General features: G+C 56.6%; 15 protein-coding genes. 9 read left to right on the top strand and 6 right to left on the bottom strand.

Translation table 11 applies throughout. From position 1 onward, the window contains the following. Positions 1-254: 254 nt before the first annotated feature. Genes ydcS through patD form a run of 5 tightly spaced genes read left to right on the top strand, consistent with a single transcriptional unit; the run spans position 255 to position 5,622 of the window. On the top strand, positions 255-1,400 hold the full coding sequence (gene ydcS, locus KW829_RS01205; RefSeq protein ID WP_089600118.1) for a putative ABC transporter substrate-binding protein YdcS: 1,146 nt from the start codon (positions 255-257) through the stop codon (positions 1,398-1,400). Positions 1,401-1,417: 17 nt separating this feature from the next. Continuing rightward, complete coding sequence (locus KW829_RS01200) at positions 1,418-2,431, top strand: ABC transporter ATP-binding protein (protein WP_218307436.1); 1,014 nt, start codon at positions 1,418-1,420, stop codon at positions 2,429-2,431. Positions 2,432-2,438: 7 nt separating this feature from the next. Beyond that, positions 2,439-3,377 carry an ABC transporter permease gene (locus KW829_RS01195; RefSeq protein WP_371317565.1) on the top strand — a complete coding sequence of 313 codons (939 nt, stop codon included), beginning with the start codon at positions 2,439-2,441 and terminating at the stop codon, positions 3,375-3,377. Continuing rightward, positions 3,367-4,173: an ABC transporter permease gene (locus KW829_RS01190; RefSeq protein WP_042716209.1), complete on the top strand. Its 807-nt coding sequence runs from the start codon at positions 3,367-3,369 to the stop codon at positions 4,171-4,173. Before KW829_RS01195 ends, KW829_RS01190 begins: the two co-directional genes overlap by 11 nt. A 24-nt stretch (positions 4,174-4,197) precedes the next feature. After that, complete coding sequence (patD, locus tag KW829_RS01185; RefSeq protein WP_218307434.1) at positions 4,198-5,622, top strand: aminobutyraldehyde dehydrogenase; 1,425 nt, start codon at positions 4,198-4,200, stop codon at positions 5,620-5,622. A gap of 38 nt (positions 5,623-5,660) precedes the next feature. Here patD and KW829_RS01180 read toward each other — a convergent pair whose 3' ends face one another. Genes KW829_RS01180 through KW829_RS01170 form a run of 3 tightly spaced genes read right to left on the bottom strand, consistent with a single transcriptional unit; the run spans position 5,661 to position 6,555 of the window. Further along, the gene (locus tag KW829_RS01180; RefSeq protein WP_010431529.1) at positions 5,661-5,843 is read right to left on the bottom strand and encodes a DUF1869 domain-containing protein; all 183 of its coding nucleotides are present in this window, start codon (positions 5,841-5,843) and stop codon (positions 5,661-5,663) included. Positions 5,844-5,847: 4 nt separating this feature from the next. Continuing rightward, positions 5,848-6,201 (bottom strand): DUF1971 domain-containing protein, encoded by a 354-nt coding sequence (locus KW829_RS01175; protein ID WP_089600111.1) that lies wholly within the window; start codon positions 6,199-6,201, stop codon positions 5,848-5,850. Between the two features lie 27 nt (positions 6,202-6,228). After that, entirely contained in the window at positions 6,229-6,555 is a 327-nt protein-coding gene (locus tag KW829_RS01170) for a DUF1971 domain-containing protein (RefSeq protein ID WP_218307433.1), read from the bottom strand. A gap of 244 nt (positions 6,556-6,799) precedes the next feature. Between KW829_RS01170 and KW829_RS01165 the strand changes: the two genes are divergently transcribed. Further along, on the top strand, positions 6,800-6,973 hold the full coding sequence (locus KW829_RS01165; RefSeq protein ID WP_003856960.1) for a GhoT/OrtT family toxin: 174 nt from the start codon (positions 6,800-6,802) through the stop codon (positions 6,971-6,973). An 86-nt stretch (positions 6,974-7,059) separates the two neighbouring features. After that, the gene (locus KW829_RS01160) at positions 7,060-7,815 is read left to right on the top strand and encodes an alpha/beta fold hydrolase (RefSeq protein WP_218307432.1); all 756 of its coding nucleotides are present in this window, start codon (positions 7,060-7,062) and stop codon (positions 7,813-7,815) included. Between the two features lie 109 nt (positions 7,816-7,924). Here KW829_RS01160 and KW829_RS01155 read toward each other — a convergent pair whose 3' ends face one another. Genes KW829_RS01155 through KW829_RS01145 form a run of 3 tightly spaced genes read right to left on the bottom strand, consistent with a single transcriptional unit; the run spans position 7,925 to position 14,416 of the window. Beyond that, positions 7,925-10,099, bottom strand: coding sequence for a virulence factor SrfC family protein (locus KW829_RS01155; protein ID WP_218307431.1), 2,175 nt, complete (start codon positions 10,097-10,099; stop codon positions 7,925-7,927). Next, on the bottom strand, positions 10,096-13,077 hold the full coding sequence (locus tag KW829_RS01150) for a virulence factor SrfB (RefSeq protein ID WP_218307430.1): 2,982 nt from the start codon (positions 13,075-13,077) through the stop codon (positions 10,096-10,098). Before KW829_RS01150 ends, KW829_RS01155 begins: the two co-directional genes overlap by 4 nt. A gap of 4 nt (positions 13,078-13,081) precedes the next feature. Beyond that, a complete protein-coding gene (locus KW829_RS01145) occupies positions 13,082-14,416 on the bottom strand; it encodes an SrfA family protein (RefSeq protein WP_218307429.1) in 1,335 nt (444 codons plus the stop codon). A 280-nt stretch (positions 14,417-14,696) separates the two neighbouring features. Here KW829_RS01145 and KW829_RS01140 point away from each other — a divergent pair, with 280 nt between their 5' ends. Further along, complete coding sequence (locus KW829_RS01140; protein WP_218307428.1) at positions 14,697-16,295, top strand: ABC transporter substrate-binding protein; 1,599 nt, start codon at positions 14,697-14,699, stop codon at positions 16,293-16,295. Between the two features lie 95 nt (positions 16,296-16,390). Then, entirely contained in the window at positions 16,391-16,624 is a 234-nt protein-coding gene (locus KW829_RS01135; RefSeq protein WP_010431507.1) for a YdcY family protein, read from the top strand. The last annotated feature ends 1 nt before the right edge of the window (position 16,625 follow it).

The following is a 16,625-nucleotide window of genomic DNA, read 5'->3' as shown; positions in this document are numbered from 1 at the left end:
AAATAATCCTTCCTTATCTTTATGACGGCGCTGCGAATATCTCTCAGCGCCGCATCATAGGAAATCTGCATACCCCCTTCCTCTGCTAACTCCTTGTCTATAATCCAGTTAACGGGGAATGCGCCCTCGGTCACACCTTGATGAAATTTCCTTTAGCCGAAAGGTGCGGCGCATTTGCGCGGTCTACGTTTAATTAAGGAGATATTTTTACGGCAAGGCTGCCGCTAAATTTCATTGCGACTGGAGTATATCTAATGAGCAAAAATTTTGCCCGCAGCAGCCTGTATGCGCTTGGCATGACAATCATGACCGCGCAAGCCGCCGAACCGCCGAAGGCCATCGGTAACGGGGAAGGACGACTGGATATTATTGCCTGGCCGGGGTACATCGAACGCGGTCAGACGGATAAAAATTATGACTGGGTGACCCAGTTTGAAAAAGAGACCGGGTGTACCGTCAACGTCAAAACGGCGGCCACATCCGACGAGATGGTCAGCCTGATGGCGAAAGGGGGATATGACCTGGTCACGGCCTCCGGTGACGCCTCGCTGCGCCTGATCATGGGGAAACGCGTTCAGCCGATTAACCCCGATCTGATCCCCAACTGGAAAACCCTCGACGCACGGATTGTGAAAGGGGAATGGTTTAACGTTGACGGCAAAGTCTACGGCACGCCGTATCAGTGGGGGCCAAACCTGCTGATGTACAACACCAAAACTTTCCCGACGCCGCCGGACAGCTGGAGCGTGGTATTCACCAAACAGAATTTGCCTGACGGTAAAACCAACCAGGGACGCGTGCAGGCGTACGACGGCCCGATTTATATCGCCGATGCCGCGCTGTTCGTCAAAGCCACTCAGCCGCAGTTAGGTATTAAAGATCCGTACCAGCTCACCGAAGAGCAGTACGCCGCTGTACTCAAGGTGCTGCGCGATCAGCACGCGCTTATCCACCGCTACTGGCATGACACCACCGTTCAGATGAGCGACTTTAAAAATGAAGGCGTGGTGGCCTCCAGCGCCTGGCCATATCAAGCGAATGCCCTGAAGGCAGAGAACCAGCCCGTTGCCACCGTCTTCCCGAAAGAAGGGGTGACCGGCTGGGCGGACACCACCATGCTGCACGCGCAGGCAAAACACCCAATGTGCGCCTACAAATGGATGAACTGGTCGCTGACGCCAAAAGTGCAGGGCGATCTGGCGGCTTGGTTTGGCTCGCTGCCGGTGGTCGCGGAAGGCTGTAAAGCCAGCACGCTGCTCGGTGATAAAGGCTGCGAAACAAACGGTTATAACGAGTTCGAAAAAATTATGTTCTGGAAAACGCCGATTGCGGAAGGGGGGAAATTTGTCCCTTACAGCCGCTGGACGCAGGATTACATTGCCATCATGGGCGGTCGTTGAACGTCCGGGAGCAGAACATGACGTACGCAGTAGAGTTTAATGACGTTTCCCGTCTGTACGGCGACGTACGAGCGGTGGATGGGGTGACTATTGGCATTCGTGACGGGGAGTTTTTCTCCATGCTGGGGCCTTCGGGCTCCGGCAAAACGACCTGCCTGCGCCTGATTGCCGGTTTTGAACAGCTGAGCGGCGGCGCGATAAAAATCTTCGGTAAAGAAGCCAGCGAATTGCCTCCCTGGGAGCGCGACGTCAACACCGTATTTCAGGACTACGCGCTGTTTCCGCACATGTCGATCCTCGACAACGTAGCGTACGGGCTGATGGTTAAAGGTATCGACAAGAAAAAACGCTACGCGCTGGCCGGTCAGGCGCTGGAGAAGGTCGGCCTGAGTTTTGCCGTCGCGCGTAAGCCTTCACAGCTCTCCGGCGGCCAGCGTCAGCGCGTGGCGATTGCCCGCGCGCTGGTGAACGAACCCCGCGTGCTGCTGCTGGACGAACCGCTAGGCGCGCTCGATCTTAAACTGCGCGAACAAATGCAGTTCGAGCTGAAAAAGCTTCAGCAGGAGCTGGGCATTACCTTTATTTTCGTCACCCACGATCAGGGAGAAGCCCTGTCCATGTCGGATCGGGTGGCCGTCTTCAACAACGGGCGTATTGAGCAGGTTGACACCCCGCGCGAACTTTACATGCGTCCTCGCACGCCGTTTGTCGCCAGTTTTGTTGGCACCTCTAACGTTTTTGATACCGCATTGGCCCGTCAGGTCTGTGGGATGGAGGGGATGTATTCGCTGCGCCCGGAACATATTCGTCTCAATGAGGGCGGTGACGTTCAGGTGCAGGGCGTGGTACAGGCGGTACAGTATCAGGGCGCGGCCACGCGCTTCGAGCTGCGTCTGGCTGACGGTGTGAAACTGCTCGTCAGCCAGGCAAACCTTACCGGAGGCGCGCTCCCGGCAGGGATTGCGCCCGGACAGCAGGTGCTGGCCTCGTGGTCACGCGAGGCCATGGTGTTGCTTCATGAGGAGAGGTGAAATGGACATGAGCGTTTCACCCACGCCCGCGCCGCACGGTAGGTTAAGCCGTATTACCGCCTTGTTCTGGCGCAAACCGTCGCTTGGCCTGTTCCTGCTCCTTCTCGCGCCGCTGATGTGGTATGGCATCGTCTATTTGGGTTCGCTTCTGACGCTGCTGTGGCAGGGTTTCTATACGTTCGACGACTTCACCATGTCGGTGACGCCCGATCTCACCTTTGCGAACATTCAGGCACTTTTCAACCCGGCGAACTACGACATCATCTTGCGCACGCTGGTGATGGCTCTTGCGGTCACTGTCGCCAGCGCGATCCTCGCGTTTCCGATGGCGTGGTATATGGCGCGTTATACCCGCGGTAAGTGGAAAGCCTTTTTCTACATCGCGGTGATGCTACCCATGTGGGCGAGTTATATCGTTAAGGCTTACGCCTGGACGCTGCTGCTGGCGAAAGATGGAGTGGCACAGTGGTTTCTCAGCCATTTGGGGCTTGAGCCGCTCCTGATTTCTCTGCTTACGCTTCCGGCGATTGGCGGTAACACATTGTCGACATCAGGGCTGGGCCGCTTTCTGGTCTTCGTCTATATCTGGCTGCCGTTTATGATCCTACCCGTGCAGGCGGCGCTGGAGAGGTTACCCGCTTCTCTGCTACAGGCGTCTGCCGATCTGGGCGCGCGGCCGCGCCAAACCTTCCTCTACGTGGTTCTGCCGCTGGCTATTCCGGGGATTGCGGCAGGATCAATATTTACCTTCTCGCTGACGCTCGGGGATTTTATCGTGCCGCAGCTGGTGGGGCCGCCGGGATATTTCATCGGAAACATGGTCTACGCCCAGCAGGGGGCCATTGGGAATATGCCCATGGCTGCCGCATTCACGCTGGTTCCGATTGTGCTGATCTCGCTTTATCTGGCGTTCGTGAAACGCCTGGGAGCATTCGATGCACTCTGATCGCGCACCGTTGTTCCTGAAAGTGGCCGCGTGGGGCGGGGTTATCTTCCTCCACTTCCCGCTGCTGATTATCGCGATCTATGCGTTCAATACCGAGGACGCGGCTTTCAGCTTCCCGCCGCAGGGGCTAACGCTCAAGTGGTTCAGCGTGGCGGCAGGGCGTGGGGATATACTTGAATCAGTGACGTTGTCACTTAAAATCGCCAGCTTATCAACCGGTATTGCACTCGTGCTTGGCACGCTTGCTGCAGCGGCACTGTGGCGCAGCGAGTTCTTTGGTAAAAACGCGATCTCTCTGCTGCTGCTGTTGCCGATTGCCCTGCCGGGGATTATCACCGGCCTGGCGCTGCTGACGGCATTCAAAACCATCAACCTTGAGCCGGGATTTTTCACCATCGTTGTAGGACACGCCACTTTCTGCGTGGTGGTGGTTTTCAACAACGTGATTGCCCGGTTCCGGCGCACGTCCTGGAGTCTGGTGGAAGCGTCGATGGATTTAGGTGCAGACGGCTGGCAAACCTTTCGCTATGTGGTGCTGCCTAACCTTGGCTCGGCGCTGCTGGCCGGAGGGATGCTGGCGTTTGCGCTGTCGTTTGACGAAATTATCGTGACGACATTTACGGCGGGACACGAGCGCACGTTACCGCTGTGGTTGCTCAACCAGCTCGGTCGTCCGCGTGACGTTCCGGTCACCAACGTTGTTGCACTGCTGGTGATGCTGGTCACAACCATCCCCATTCTGGGAGCCTGGTGGCTAACCCGCGACGGCGAAAACGGTGCCGAAAGCGGGAAATAACATTGATTTCAACAGGACAATGCTATGCAAAAACTACTGCTGATTAATGGTGAACTGGTGGCCGGTGAAGGGGAAACGCAGCCGGTCTATAACCCTGCCACCGGCGACGTACTGCTGGATATTGCTGAAGCGTCAGCGGCGCAGGTCGATGCGGCCGTTCAGGCTGCGGATCGCGCGTTCGGGGAATGGGGGCAAACGACGCCTAAAACCCGCGCCGAGTGTTTGCTGAAGCTGGCTGATGCCATTGAAGCGCATGCTGAAGCGTTCGCCCGGCTCGAATCCCTTAATTGTGGAAAGCCTCTGCACTGCGCGCTGGGGGACGAAATCCCGGCGGTGGTCGACGTGTTTCGCTTCTTTGCGGGCGCGGCGCGCTGCCTGAATGGACTGGCCGCCGGCGAGTATCTTGAAGGGCATACGTCAATGATCCGCCGCGACCCGATCGGCGTCGTCGCGTCCATTGCGCCGTGGAACTACCCGCTGATGATGGCTGCCTGGAAGCTGGCCCCCGCGCTGGCGGCAGGCAACTGCGTGGTGATCAAACCTTCTGAAATTACCCCGTTGACGGCCTTAAAGCTGGCCGAGCTGGCCAGAGATATCTTCCCGGCAGGCGTACTTAACGTTCTCTTTGGTCGCGGTAAAACCGTCGGCGACCCGCTCACCGGGCATGAAAAAGTCCGCATGGTCTCACTCACCGGGTCGATTGCCACGGGCGAGCATATTATCAGCCACACGGCTTCCTCAATTAAGCGCACCCATATGGAGCTGGGCGGCAAAGCACCGGTGATTGTTTTTGACGATGCCGATCTGGACGCCGTGGTGGAAGGCGTGCGCACGTTCGGTTTCTACAACGCCGGACAAGACTGCACCGCTGCCTGCCGTATCTATGCCCAGAAGGGCATTTACGCCGCGCTGGTTGAGAAGCTGGGGGCCGCCGTCGCCAGCCTGAAAATGGGGGCGCCGGAGGACGAGTCGACAGAACTTGGCCCTCTCAGTTCTGCCGCACACCTGTCACGCGTGTGCAACGCGGTTGACGAGGCAAAAGCGCTGAGCCATATCCGTGTGGTGACCGGCGGGAGTAAACACGAGGGGGCGGGCTACTACTTCCAGCCAACCCTGCTGGCCGGGGCGAAACAAGAAGATGCAATTGTTCAACGCGAGGTGTTTGGTCCGGTCGTCAGCGTGACGGAATTTGACGACGAAGCGCAGGTACTTGCCTGGGCCAACGATTCGCAATATGGCCTGGCGTCATCGGTCTGGACCAAAGACGTGGGCCGCGCCCATCGCCTGAGTGCGCGCCTGCAGTACGGCTGCACCTGGGTGAATACCCATTTTATGCTGGTGAGCGAAATGCCGCACGGGGGGATGAAATTATCCGGCTACGGCAAAGATATGTCGGTCTACGGGCTTGAGGATTATACGGTTGTCCGGCATGTGATGATAAAACACTAAAAACCCTGCCCGGCGGCCAGTATCGCCGGGCATTTTATTTACCAGCCACATACCTCGTGCTCGTTTTCCGTATCGTAAGCGCGGACGGTATTCACCAAATCTTTCACCACGTCTGCGGCGACGTCGGGGATGAGCAACTCCATTGGTGCGTCAGTTTCATAATCCACCGAGACGCCGTTGCTGTTGTTGGTCACGGTCACGGTGTACGTTGCTTTACTCACGACATTACTCCTTATGTGTATTAACAACTTTCCCGATACCTGCGCCCTGAAGCGTAACGTCAGGATCGGCAAAAAAGTCGATATTGAAATAGGTATCGTCGGTCAATAACTCAATGCGATGCCATTTTTCCGGCGGTGAGATGCCAAACGATCCCGCCTCGATCACCTGTTCCAAATCCGGTTCTGTTGCATCTGCATCCGGGAAGCCAAAATAGCGCACCGCGCCCTGCATCACGGACAAACGGCCGTAGACGCTGGCTTTAGTATTATGATGATTGAAAAGGGCTTTTGGTGCTGAGTCTTTATCCCAGAATGGCGTGGAGCGGGTATGAACAAAATTCTCAGGAATACGTAGCATAATGATTTCCTCTTAAGTGAAAGCCACTTAAAGCGACCTCAGTACCTCGGGTTCGACGAAAAAGTCGATGTTGAACAGCGTGTCATCGGACATAACTTCGATGTGATGCCATTTCTCCGGCGGAAAAACACCGAAGTGCCCGGCCTTGATAATCAATGTGCTGTCAGGCTCGGGAGTCAGTTCATCGGCGTAGCCTAAGTAGCGTATGGCGCCTTGCATAACGGAAAGGCGCGGATAAACGCCCGGACGGGTACCCGTGTCGAGATGACGCTGAAAGATCCCGGCAGGGGCGGTGTCTCGATTCCAGAAAGGGGTGGAACGGGTATGAATACAACTCTGCGGAATGCGTAGCATTTGGCCTCCCATGAATGTCTGCCTTTATTAGACGCCTTTCAAAACTAAAGGATTTGTCAAAAAGTGCATTTCATATACGTGTTATAGATAAGGAGTATTGCCTGCTCTCCCTGTTTGTTACGCAAGATACTCAATTGTTATTATCCATAAAATTTAAGTGGTTATTCTGTAACGAAAAAACTTGATCTGTATCAACATATGACGCATATTGCGTGCGGTTATTTTTTCGGCTCTGGTATACAGAATGACGTTGTATCAAAAGATGTTGGTTTTTTACGCAATCATGGCTTCTATCTGCGCATTAATTACTTGGTTCCTCTCCAAAGACCGCAAACGTATCCGCCTGCTCAGCGCTTTTCTGGTGGGCTCGACGTGGCCAATGAGCTTTCCCGTTGCGCTGCTGATCTCGCTTTTCTGAAGAACGCTTCCATTTTTAAAAGATGAATATGGCATTCCAGATACGATAACTGTATAAATATACAGCTCATCGTAAAAGGAGTGCTTATGAACAGTTTTTACTCGCAGCAGGCCGGTTGCACCGTGCGCTGGCATGACTTGCCTGGCACCGGCGATCCCGTGGTGTTCATTCACGGGCTGGGCTGCGCCTCTTCCTATGAATATCCCCGTGTCGTTCATGACCCGCTGTTTGGCGCGCGCAGAGCGATTCTCATCGATTTGCCCGGCAGCGGCTACAGCGATAAGCCTGAGCACTACAGCTATAAAACTACCGACCAGGCGTACGTTGTGGCGGAACTGATTGATCACCTTAAACTGGATGCCTTCTGGTTATACGGCCACAGCATGGGCGGCAGCATTGCTATCGAAACGGCGGGGCTGCTGGCAACGCGCGTGAAGGGACTGATGGTCTCAGAACCCAATTTTCATGCGGGTGGGGGAATGTTCAGCCGGTCAATTGCCGCACAAACCGAGCAACAGTTTCTGACGCAGGGTTATGACGCCATGCTGAGCGCGGAAACGACGGCGTGGGCGGGTTGCCTGAAAAGCAATGCTCCTTATGCCGTCTGGCGGGGCGCGTCGAGCCTCGTGCACGGTGTTGAACCTGACTGGGCAACACAATTCCTGTCGCTTGCCTGTCCGGTTACGTTGATTTTCGGCGAGCAGTCGCTGCCTGATGGCGACGTGGAGAATCTGAAGCAGAAGGGCGTTGAGGTGAAAATCATCCCTGCGGCGGGGCACTCAATGTCGTGGGAAAATCCCTCTGCGCTGGCGCAGACGCTAGCCGGTTGTATGACGGAGTGATAAGCGCGGCGCGACGCTTGCGCGGGCCTACTACGGTGAAGAATGTAGGCCAGGTAAGCGCAGCGCCACGCCACCCGGCAAGAAAGGCGGCTACATTGTTAATCAGCGTTCAGCGCAATAATGCCTGTAAGGCCTGACGCGCGCCAGGCTGGACATCATGCGGATGCTGGTAATCAATGTTCTCTATCGCGCGGCTATAAAGCGCAACCAGCCAGTCGTACACATATGCTGTTGCGGCATGTATGGGTTGCTCGCCCAGACGCGCGAGACGCGGGGTGGCACTGCTCACGATGGGTGTAACAAAGATTGCCTTGCCTTTACGGATGCGGCTTGCAGGACGCCCAGTAACCGGCATTTTGTCGTAACCCAGCCAGCCAATGAAATTGCCCATCACCGCATGCAGTTGCGCGGCGCTACTTTTATCCGTCTCAACGATCCGCTGCAGTTGCTGAGGTAAATCCAGACGATAACTGGCGACGATGAGTACATCGGCAACCTGCTGTAAAACCGCCGGTTCAAGGCCTAACCGGGCGGCGGCGGCATCGTTGCGACTCCACTGACGCAGATGGTTAATCCACACCTTGTGCGCGAGGCGTGCTTTATCTTTGGTCTGAACGGTACCGGTGCTTTCCTGCGTATTTTCTGCGAACAGGTCAATCACGTCGGTGAACAACCCGTTGACCTGCTCCTCGCGCGGCTGCTGTACTGCCAGCAGCGTTTCAAAGGCTTTGAGCGGCGGTAAAAGCCCTTCAAGCAGTTCACCGTGGCGTGCGGCGCTGCTTTGCAGCATTCTCACCATATTTTCGGCCTGAGAACGTCTCTCCCCTGCATCCTGAGTGACCGGGGCAAGATAAGGTTGCATGAGTGCCGCCAGATCCTGCTGTAAAAGCGTTTTTAGCTTATGGAGCCGCTTATGACGCTGAGACGGCAGCGTGGCCTGAGAAAGCCACTCAATCATGCGCTGCATGCTGTGGCTGTCCAGCGCCTGCAGCGTACCCCAGCGCAGACCCGGCTGGCCCAGCAGGTGCTGGACGGCTTCATCCAGATTCTGTTTCGTCGTAAAACGCGCGTCGTGCGGCGTAATTGCCCACACGAGACCCGGGAGAGCGGATTCTTCCGCAGGCTGCGTCTCTTTGACCCAGTTCTGAAGGGTTCGCGCAGCTTTAGCCGTCTGTTGATGATGTGCGGTGGCGTTACAGATGACCAGTACATCGGGCTGTAGCTGCTGACGATAATGTTCCAGCAGCCACAGGCATTTGGCCTGCGTCATCAACGATGCTCCGTCGTCAGACAGCGCAGGAATATCAATAATATCTACATTATCAATGACGCATCCCTCTACCGGCAGCACCAGCTCACGGGTAAGGAAGGCGAGGATATCAACGGGAATGCTGATGGCATTTAGCACGTCACCGTCGCTGATCGGGTGCAGCAGCGCTTCCTGCGCCTCCGGCGCGGTTAACGCCCCGTGAGTCAGGAAACCTTCACTCGGCAGACCAAAATTATCCACCAGCAGGCTAAGGGGGGCCGCAAGCAGCGTGGCATGGCTGGTTTGATGCAGAACGTGGGCGAGCTTAAGCCACTGTTGGGTTAACTCCTGTTGTTCTCCCCACAGCAGTGACCAGACGCTGGCGCGCGTGCTGAGATCGAGCGAAGGGATCAGCAGTGCGAACTGGTGCCACAGGGCATCGTCCATATGCTGTTTCCCGCCGGGAACGGCGCTCTGCCAGAAACGGGCGATTGCACCCACTTCCTGTGCGGTGATCCCCGGAACGCCCTGCGGTTGACGCAAGGCGCGCCACTTCTCCAGCCGCGTTTCAATCACGGATTTATCCACCGGGCGGATCTGCGGGTGCAGGGTGATGCGCGCAATAAACAGCTGGACCAGTTCGGCTTCGGTCACCAGTCGCAGACGCAGCGGAAACGCCTCATCGGCAATATCCCGCTGTTCGCGGGTGAAGCGAATGGCCATATTCGTTGCCGCATGGCCGGGATTAATATGCGATAAATAGTCGAACGTGCGCTGGCCGGGTGACACGTTCAGACGACCATTACCGCTGCCGCACAATGACGTGAGTAAATACGATTTCGCCGCCTGGGAATGGCCGTACAGCCCGATGCTGCTCTGGCTCAGGAGGGCACGGTCAATGGTCTGCTCACGCGCCTGGGCGGACGTGACCCGTGACAGCAGGGCATCAGCATCGTTATCCAGCATGGGAGCGTGCAGGCGCGTGTCGTTAATCCACCCGATTAAGGCCTGAGTGGTGGCAGTCGTCACAGTCATTTCAGGTATACGCTCCCGCTGTCAATCCAGTAGTGGCTGCCGCTGTGTCGGCGATCGGCCAGGGTATTCAGTTTAAAGGTCAGTGCGTCCGGGGGAACCGGCGTGCCGTCCTGTAGCCAGGCGTCGCTGAGCTCGAAGGACTCCGGCCCTTCGTGCTTGCTGCCGCCGCGCAGCTTCAGGCGAACGTTAAGCACGCCGTCGCCTGCAATGGCTTTTGCCAGTTCAGCAGAGTTAATGCTCAGGGTATACAGCGGCGTCGCTGGCCAGCGGGCGTTTGCAAGCTGACGGAAGCCGAGCGTGACGTTCCCGCGTAGCGGGAAATGGAGACGGGCATCCAGCTTCGTGCCCGGCTTATCGAGATCGATATCCTGGTACCAGACGTTCTCTTCGCGCAGGGTATTGATGGTGTTATCCAGCACGCCCAGGTAACGAACCGTCGAGTATGCGCCAATGTCGGCTGCCTTAAAGTTAAAACGCGGCAGGCGAAGATCCAGCGCCAGGCTGCACAGCATCGCGCCGACGGCGGCAGTAGATTTAGGATTGCCGATACGCCCCTGCTGGCTGAATGGATACCATTCATGCACCTGATACTTATCCAGCCAGACGATGCGGTTGACCGGCACCGGCTGCAGGTGGCGAATGAGCGCCTGGACACCCGGCAGGCAGCCCGGACGGCCCGTGATCAGCAAAATATCGCAGCTGTAATGGGAAATGGCCTCGCACACCGCATGAAGGGGAGACGCCAGCGTGAACTGTCCGGCCAGCATCGCATCCTGCATCTCGCGGAAATTAACGTGCAGCGGAACGGCAAAGAGATCGAACGCTTCTGACCCCGCGGGCAGTGCATGGTCGATCGCCTGCTGCAGATAGTTCAGGACGTTGCGCGTCGGTTTTTGCGCAAGGAGATCGCCGAAGGTGGCATGCAGTCCGGCCAGCGGATCGTCAATGTCGCTGGATTCCCACGCGGCAAGGATCGCATGTCCAATCGGCATAAACAGCTGAAGCGCCGTTTGCTGGCGCAGCACGGCCTGCGTGTCAATGCGTCCGGAATCGCCAAACAGCGACGCCATCAGCAGGGAAGCGTCCGCAATCCCGGACTTCTGCAGCTGGGTTTGCAGCGCAGGCAGCACATAGCGCTGGATCACGTCCAGCAGCGTGTCGTCTCCGGCGACCTTAAACCCTTCGCGGAACAGCAGCTGCGGGGTAATTTTGACGTTGTTACCGGAACCGTCGTCTAACTGATAGTGCGTAATCGCCATATCCGTCGTACCGCCGCCAATATCTATAGAGGCCACGCGCAGTGAACGCCCGGGTTGAACGCCCGGTTCAGGCTCACGATCCGGACGGGCGAGGGAAGCGAAGAACGCTTCCGTCTGGCCGCCGAAATGGGAGATGGCTTCGTTATACAGCCAGACCAGCTGGCCGCAGCTGGCTTCATCCCATTCCATCTGAATTTCAGGTACCGGCACCACGCTTTTTTCCTGCTGTTTGCGGCTGGCAAAATCTTCATCCTGCGGGTGCCAGCCCATCGCTTTCCAGACGATAGCAATGGCTTCAAACATGCGACGACGGAAAATCTCACGCTCCTGTTTCGGCATGGCCGAGGGCAGGGTAAGAATGAGCGTGCGCAGCTGACGCGGAGACGCCGGGAAGCCCAGGCGCAAGCGCGTGGCGACGCTGTTGATCTGCCCCAGCGCCTGTGCCAGCAGCTCACAGAGCATATGGGTCATTAACGTGCTGCGGCTGTACTGCGGGGAAAATACCGGCAGACGTTCATCCTGAGGCAGGGTGAAGAGCGGCTCACCGTCATCGTTCATCAGGTTCATCAGCGGGAAGGCGGTCGCCAGCGGTTCACGCTGGGTTTTGCTGTTCATCTGGCTGAAGCGCCAGTCCTGAACCACCGGGGTTTCGTCCCACAGGTAGCGACGCGGGCTGGAGATACCGCTGTTACCTTCGGTACCCAGGCGCTGCATCGCCAGTTTGCGCGCTTCGTCTCCCACGCGCACGATTGACGGCCAGACGAAGGCATCTTCACGGCCGCTTTCCACGGAGAAGTGCTGCTTGCCGAAACGCGCTTCGGAGAACTCCAGGCGGCTGGTGAAGAGCGGCTCATTCAGGAACTGCGGTTCGCTTAGCGAGCGAACCTGCAGCTCGGCGGTCTGGCGTAGCCCATCGTTCGCATCGCCATGATCTTCAATAATGACGCCGCAGGTGTGGGTGTTGCCCACGTCGAGGATCAGGTCGACCGGAATGGCAGGGGTGCTGAGCGTGTGGGTGACAAATTTCACTTCAGGCACGGTCAACTGCTCGCCGAGCATCGACAGGAGATTGAGCCAGTGCGCCTGATATTCAAAGCTGCGCATTGCCTGGTACAACTCGCGCTCAGAGCGTTTTTCAACACCGTCCGCAAACTGGGTAAAGGCTTCGCGCAGCCAGCCGTCAATCCAGGTCTGATCGAGGAAGTTCTCCACTTCCTCATCGCGCCAGGCGAGGGCGAAACGGGTGCCGTTCAGAATGTCGTTTTCGACAGGCGACAGCGCGGAAGTGGCGTGTTCTGCAATCTGGCTGTCGAGCGCGAGGGTCACGCGATGCGTATTGCCTGCCGCATCCGGGGTATCCAGTTTACGCACCTGCACGCGAGCCCAGTTGTCCGGGCCATCAACGAAGGTGCGCGGAGGATTAAAGCGCAGGAACGGTAGCGGGAGCCAGACACCGTCCAGTACCGTCAGAGACTGATGCAGTGGAATGGTGCTTTCCGGCTTCACCACCTCCGGCTGACTGCCGCCGCTTGCCGGGAGCGTGTAACGGCCGTTCACCAGGTCGAAATCAAGGCGCAGCAGCGGGCCATTTGCCGTTTTACGCACGAAACGACCATTGCTGGCGGTGTCCTGCGGGGTCAGGCCAAAATCAAGGAACTGTACGCCGCTGTTAGCAATGAGCGTGACGCTCTGTTTATAGTCGCAAAGAGTTACCAGCATAGGATCACGCACCTGCTTTCTTGAACGTCAGTGGAACGACGGTGTTGGCATCATAACGTGCGCTACATTCCGCCACATCGCTGGTGCCTGCTTTGCAGGCGACTTCAGGCATGGGATAGCGTGAGCCGTCCGTGCAGCGGGCGTTGCCGCGCGTTTTAATCAGTAACTCACCGTTGCTGTGCAGTCCGGAGAACACCTCGACGCGGCAAACGATGTTGTCGCCGTGAACCACGCGTGCGGTGCCTTTATTATTCTGTATTTGGTAGCGCAGTGACGGCGGCTTGCCGGTGACCGGATCTTTCACGTCGAGAAGGGCGCGCCAGGTTCCGTTCAGGAACCGTGTCGAGCCTGCTTTGACCTGATTTGCCTCCATCACCATGGCATCTTTCGGGATCGCGGCAATCACGACAGGCTCTGGTTTTGCGACGGGCGCTTGTACCTTCGGCTCCAGCACTTCGGCCTGGTGCAGAGGCAGGTTCATGGCAAGCTGTTCTACCGGCTTAATGGGTTTTGGCGCAATGGCAACAGGTGCTGCCGGTACGGCGACAGGTTCAGCAGAGGGTGCCTGTTTTGGCCAGAGTAATGGGGTCGCTATTGCCGCAACAATCACCGCTGCGACGGGCAATGACCACAGGGGGATACGGTGCTTTTTCGGCACAATTTCGGGGACCGGTTCTTCGGCTACAGTCGGCACAATCACGCGAGGCGGTTCTGGTTCGTACAGCGCGTCCTCGGTGATGCGCACGCTGGTCGCGGGCGTAACGAGCGGCTCATCGGCTTGTTCAAAGGTAATCACCGGCGTAGGTTCGGGCTCTGGCTCGGGATCGTCAATAACTACGGGCGCAGGTTCCGGGATCAGCGATTCCCTCAGGCAATCAAGCACGTCGTCACGGGCGTTTTCGTTAAGGTTCACGAAGCCCCAGAAGCAGATCACCGGTTTGCCATCGACCAGATAGAGGAAGTTTTCGCCGGGGAACTGGAAGGTTTTTGACAGCAGGGAACCAAACAGCTGTTGCGCGGTTTTCGGTGACTGAAGACACTTTTTACTTAGCGATTCCACGCTGGCCAGGGTGTTCTCCAGGTAGCGCAGGGCGCGGTAACGTTCATCTTCCTCTGCGGCTTTCCAGCTGGATACCGTTCCGTCAACGGGGGAATACCAGTCAACGCGATCGCCGCCATCGTTCACCTGAGGAATGGCCAGGCAGTCGACAATAGCCTGCTGTTTGCGCAGCCGAAGCGCTTCACGGATTTGCAACGCTGATTCAAAAACGGCCTGTCCGCCGCCGCCAACGGCCTGAAAATCATCCAGATTACCGCTGCGTAAAAGTGTTTTTGCCACGATTTGGTCCCATAGACTTCTTCACACCGTTACTTTAACGAAACCGGGACGCAAACAAACGGCTGAGGAGACGCCAAAAGGGCCGATTTCTTACGGCATTGATCGCGACGGTTGTGCTTGACGAAAAATGGAACTTAAGGCAAATCGCCATTTTTCTTGACTGGAAAAGCAGCAATAAACTCTGCTTTAGAATAACCTGATAGTGTTTCGTTATTTGTCAGGTCAAAACAGCTGTGCTGTTATTACTGTTCACAATAATAAAACTGAAAGGGTTATAACCATGTCTACAGGGAAAACACTGCTTGCTCTCGCGTTGAGCACGCTTTTACCGGCAGGGGCCGCATGGGCGGCAAACACCGATACCATTATTTACTGCTCCGAGGCTTCACCCGAGTCGTTTAACCCGCAAATCGCCAGTTCGGGCCCGTCTTTTGTCGCCAGTTCTCAGGTACTGTATAACCGTCTGATCAATTTTGACCCGGTGAAAAACACCCCGGTTCCGTCGCTGGCGGAGTCATGGACCATTTCGCCGGACGGCAAGACCTATACGTTCACCCTGCGCAAAGGGGTGAAGTTTAACAGTAATAAATTCTTCAAGCCGACCCGTGACTTTAACGCGGATGACGTAATTTTTTCGGTCTTGCGTCAGAAAGACCCTAAGCATCCGTATCACAACGTCTCGCAGGGCAATTACGAATACTTTAACGACGTGGGGCTGGATAAGCTGATTCAGGACGTGAAAAAGGTCGATGATTACCACGTCCAGTTTACGCTTAGCGAACCGAACGCCGCGTTTCTGGCCGACTGGGGGATGGATTTTGCCTCTATCCTGTCCGCCGAATATGCCGATACGATGCTGAAAAAGGGCACGCCTGAGAACGTCGATACGTGGCCAATCGGCACCGGGCCTTACGTACTTCAGCAGTATAAGGTGGACTCGCTTATCCGCTACGTCGCAAACCCGAACTACTGGGACGGCGCGGTCCCGACCAAACACCTGATTTTCTCTATCACGCCAAACGTAGAAACCCGTCTGGCGAAACTGCAGACCAACGAATGCCAGATTATCCCTGCTCCGTCGCCTGTTCAGTTTGACGTCATTAAGAAAAACAAAGACCTGACGCTGCATTCAATCGACGCGCTTAACGTCGGCTATCTGGCGTTCAACACCGAGAAAAAACCGTTCGATAACGTGCTGGTGCGTCAGGCGCTGAACTATGCGACCGACAAAAAGGCGATCGTGAACGCGGTGTTTATGGGTTCGGGTACGGTGGCAAAATCGCCGATCCCGCCAAATATGCTGGGCTTTAACAAAGATCTGAAGGATTACAGCTACGATCCAGAAAAAGCGAAAGCATTGCTGAAACAGGCCGGACTGGAGAAGGGCGCAGAAGTGACCCTGTGGTCAATGCCGGTTCAGCGTCCGTATAACCCGAACTCGCGACGTATCGCTGAGATGATTCAGGCCGACTGGGCGAAAGTGGGCGTGAAGGCGAAAATTATCTCTTACGAGTGGGGCGAGTATCTCTCCGGCATGCGTAAGGGCGAGCACGACTCCGCGCTGTTTGGCTGGATGTCCGACAACGGCGACCCGGATAACTTCGCCGACGTGCTGCTGGGCTGTGACAGCATCAAAACCGGATCCAACGCCGCACGCTGGTGCGACAAGGGTTATGACGCTCTGGTGAATAAAGCGAAGCTGACCAGCAATCCGGCCGAACGTGCGAAACTCTACGGCCAGGCGCAGGAGATTTTCTACCAGCAGGCGCCGTGGATTGCCCTCGCGAACGGCAAAACCTTCTACGCGACCCGAAGCAACGTGACGGGTTACAGCGTGAGCCTGATGGGCAGCGATTTCTCCAAAGCGAAGCTGAATTGACAATGTTGCCCGGTGGCGCTGCGCTTACCGGGCCTACAGGTCTAAAGTAGGCCGGGTAAGGCGTAGCCGCCACCCGGCAATAACAAGGAGTGACAATGTCACATTTAAACGACGTAACAGCCCGTGTGGATGCCGCCATCAAAGAGAGCGTGATTACTCACATGAACGAACTGCTGATTGAATTAAGCGATGATGCAGAGCTGAGCCGGGAAGACCGCTATACCCAGCAGCAGCGCCTACGCACCGCGATTTCACACCACGGTAAGCAGCACAAAGAAGAGATGGATGCGCGTGAGGAACAGCTAACTAAAGGCGGCACCATACTGTAAC

It is taken from the genome of Enterobacter sp. ENT02 (genome assembly GCF_019219165.1).
GTDB classification, from domain to species: domain Bacteria; phylum Pseudomonadota; class Gammaproteobacteria; order Enterobacterales; family Enterobacteriaceae; genus Enterobacter; species Enterobacter mori.
This window is presented reverse-complemented; position numbering and strand designations above follow the sequence as displayed.

Bases quoted from the DNA above. Each gene is read 5' to 3' on its own strand.
- ydcS (WP_089600118.1), top strand. From the start codon at position 255: ATGAGCAAAAATTTTGCCCGCAGCAGCCTGTATGCGCTTGGCATGACA.
- KW829_RS01200 (WP_218307436.1), top strand. From the start codon at position 1,418: ATGACGTACGCAGTAGAGTTTAATGACGTTTCCCGTCTGTACGGCGAC.
- KW829_RS01195 (WP_371317565.1), top strand. From the start codon at position 2,439: ATGAGCGTTTCACCCACGCCCGCGCCGCACGGTAGGTTAAGCCGTATT.
- KW829_RS01190 (WP_042716209.1), top strand. From the start codon at position 3,367: ATGCACTCTGATCGCGCACCGTTGTTCCTGAAAGTGGCCGCGTGGGGC.
- patD (WP_218307434.1), top strand. From the start codon at position 4,198: ATGCAAAAACTACTGCTGATTAATGGTGAACTGGTGGCCGGTGAAGGG.
- KW829_RS01175 (WP_089600111.1), bottom strand. From the start codon at position 6,201: ATGCTACGTATTCCTGAGAATTTTGTTCATACCCGCTCCACGCCATTC.
- KW829_RS01170 (WP_218307433.1), bottom strand. From the start codon at position 6,555: ATGCTACGCATTCCGCAGAGTTGTATTCATACCCGTTCCACCCCTTTC.
- KW829_RS01165 (WP_003856960.1), top strand. From the start codon at position 6,800: ATGACGTTGTATCAAAAGATGTTGGTTTTTTACGCAATCATGGCTTCT.
- KW829_RS01160 (WP_218307432.1), top strand. From the start codon at position 7,060: ATGAACAGTTTTTACTCGCAGCAGGCCGGTTGCACCGTGCGCTGGCAT.
- KW829_RS01155 (WP_218307431.1), bottom strand. From the start codon at position 10,099: ATGACTGTGACGACTGCCACCACTCAGGCCTTAATCGGGTGGATTAAC.
- KW829_RS01150 (WP_218307430.1), bottom strand. From the start codon at position 13,077: ATGCTGGTAACTCTTTGCGACTATAAACAGAGCGTCACGCTCATTGCT.
- KW829_RS01140 (WP_218307428.1), top strand. From the start codon at position 14,697: ATGTCTACAGGGAAAACACTGCTTGCTCTCGCGTTGAGCACGCTTTTA.
- KW829_RS01135 (WP_010431507.1), top strand. From the start codon at position 16,391: ATGTCACATTTAAACGACGTAACAGCCCGTGTGGATGCCGCCATCAAA.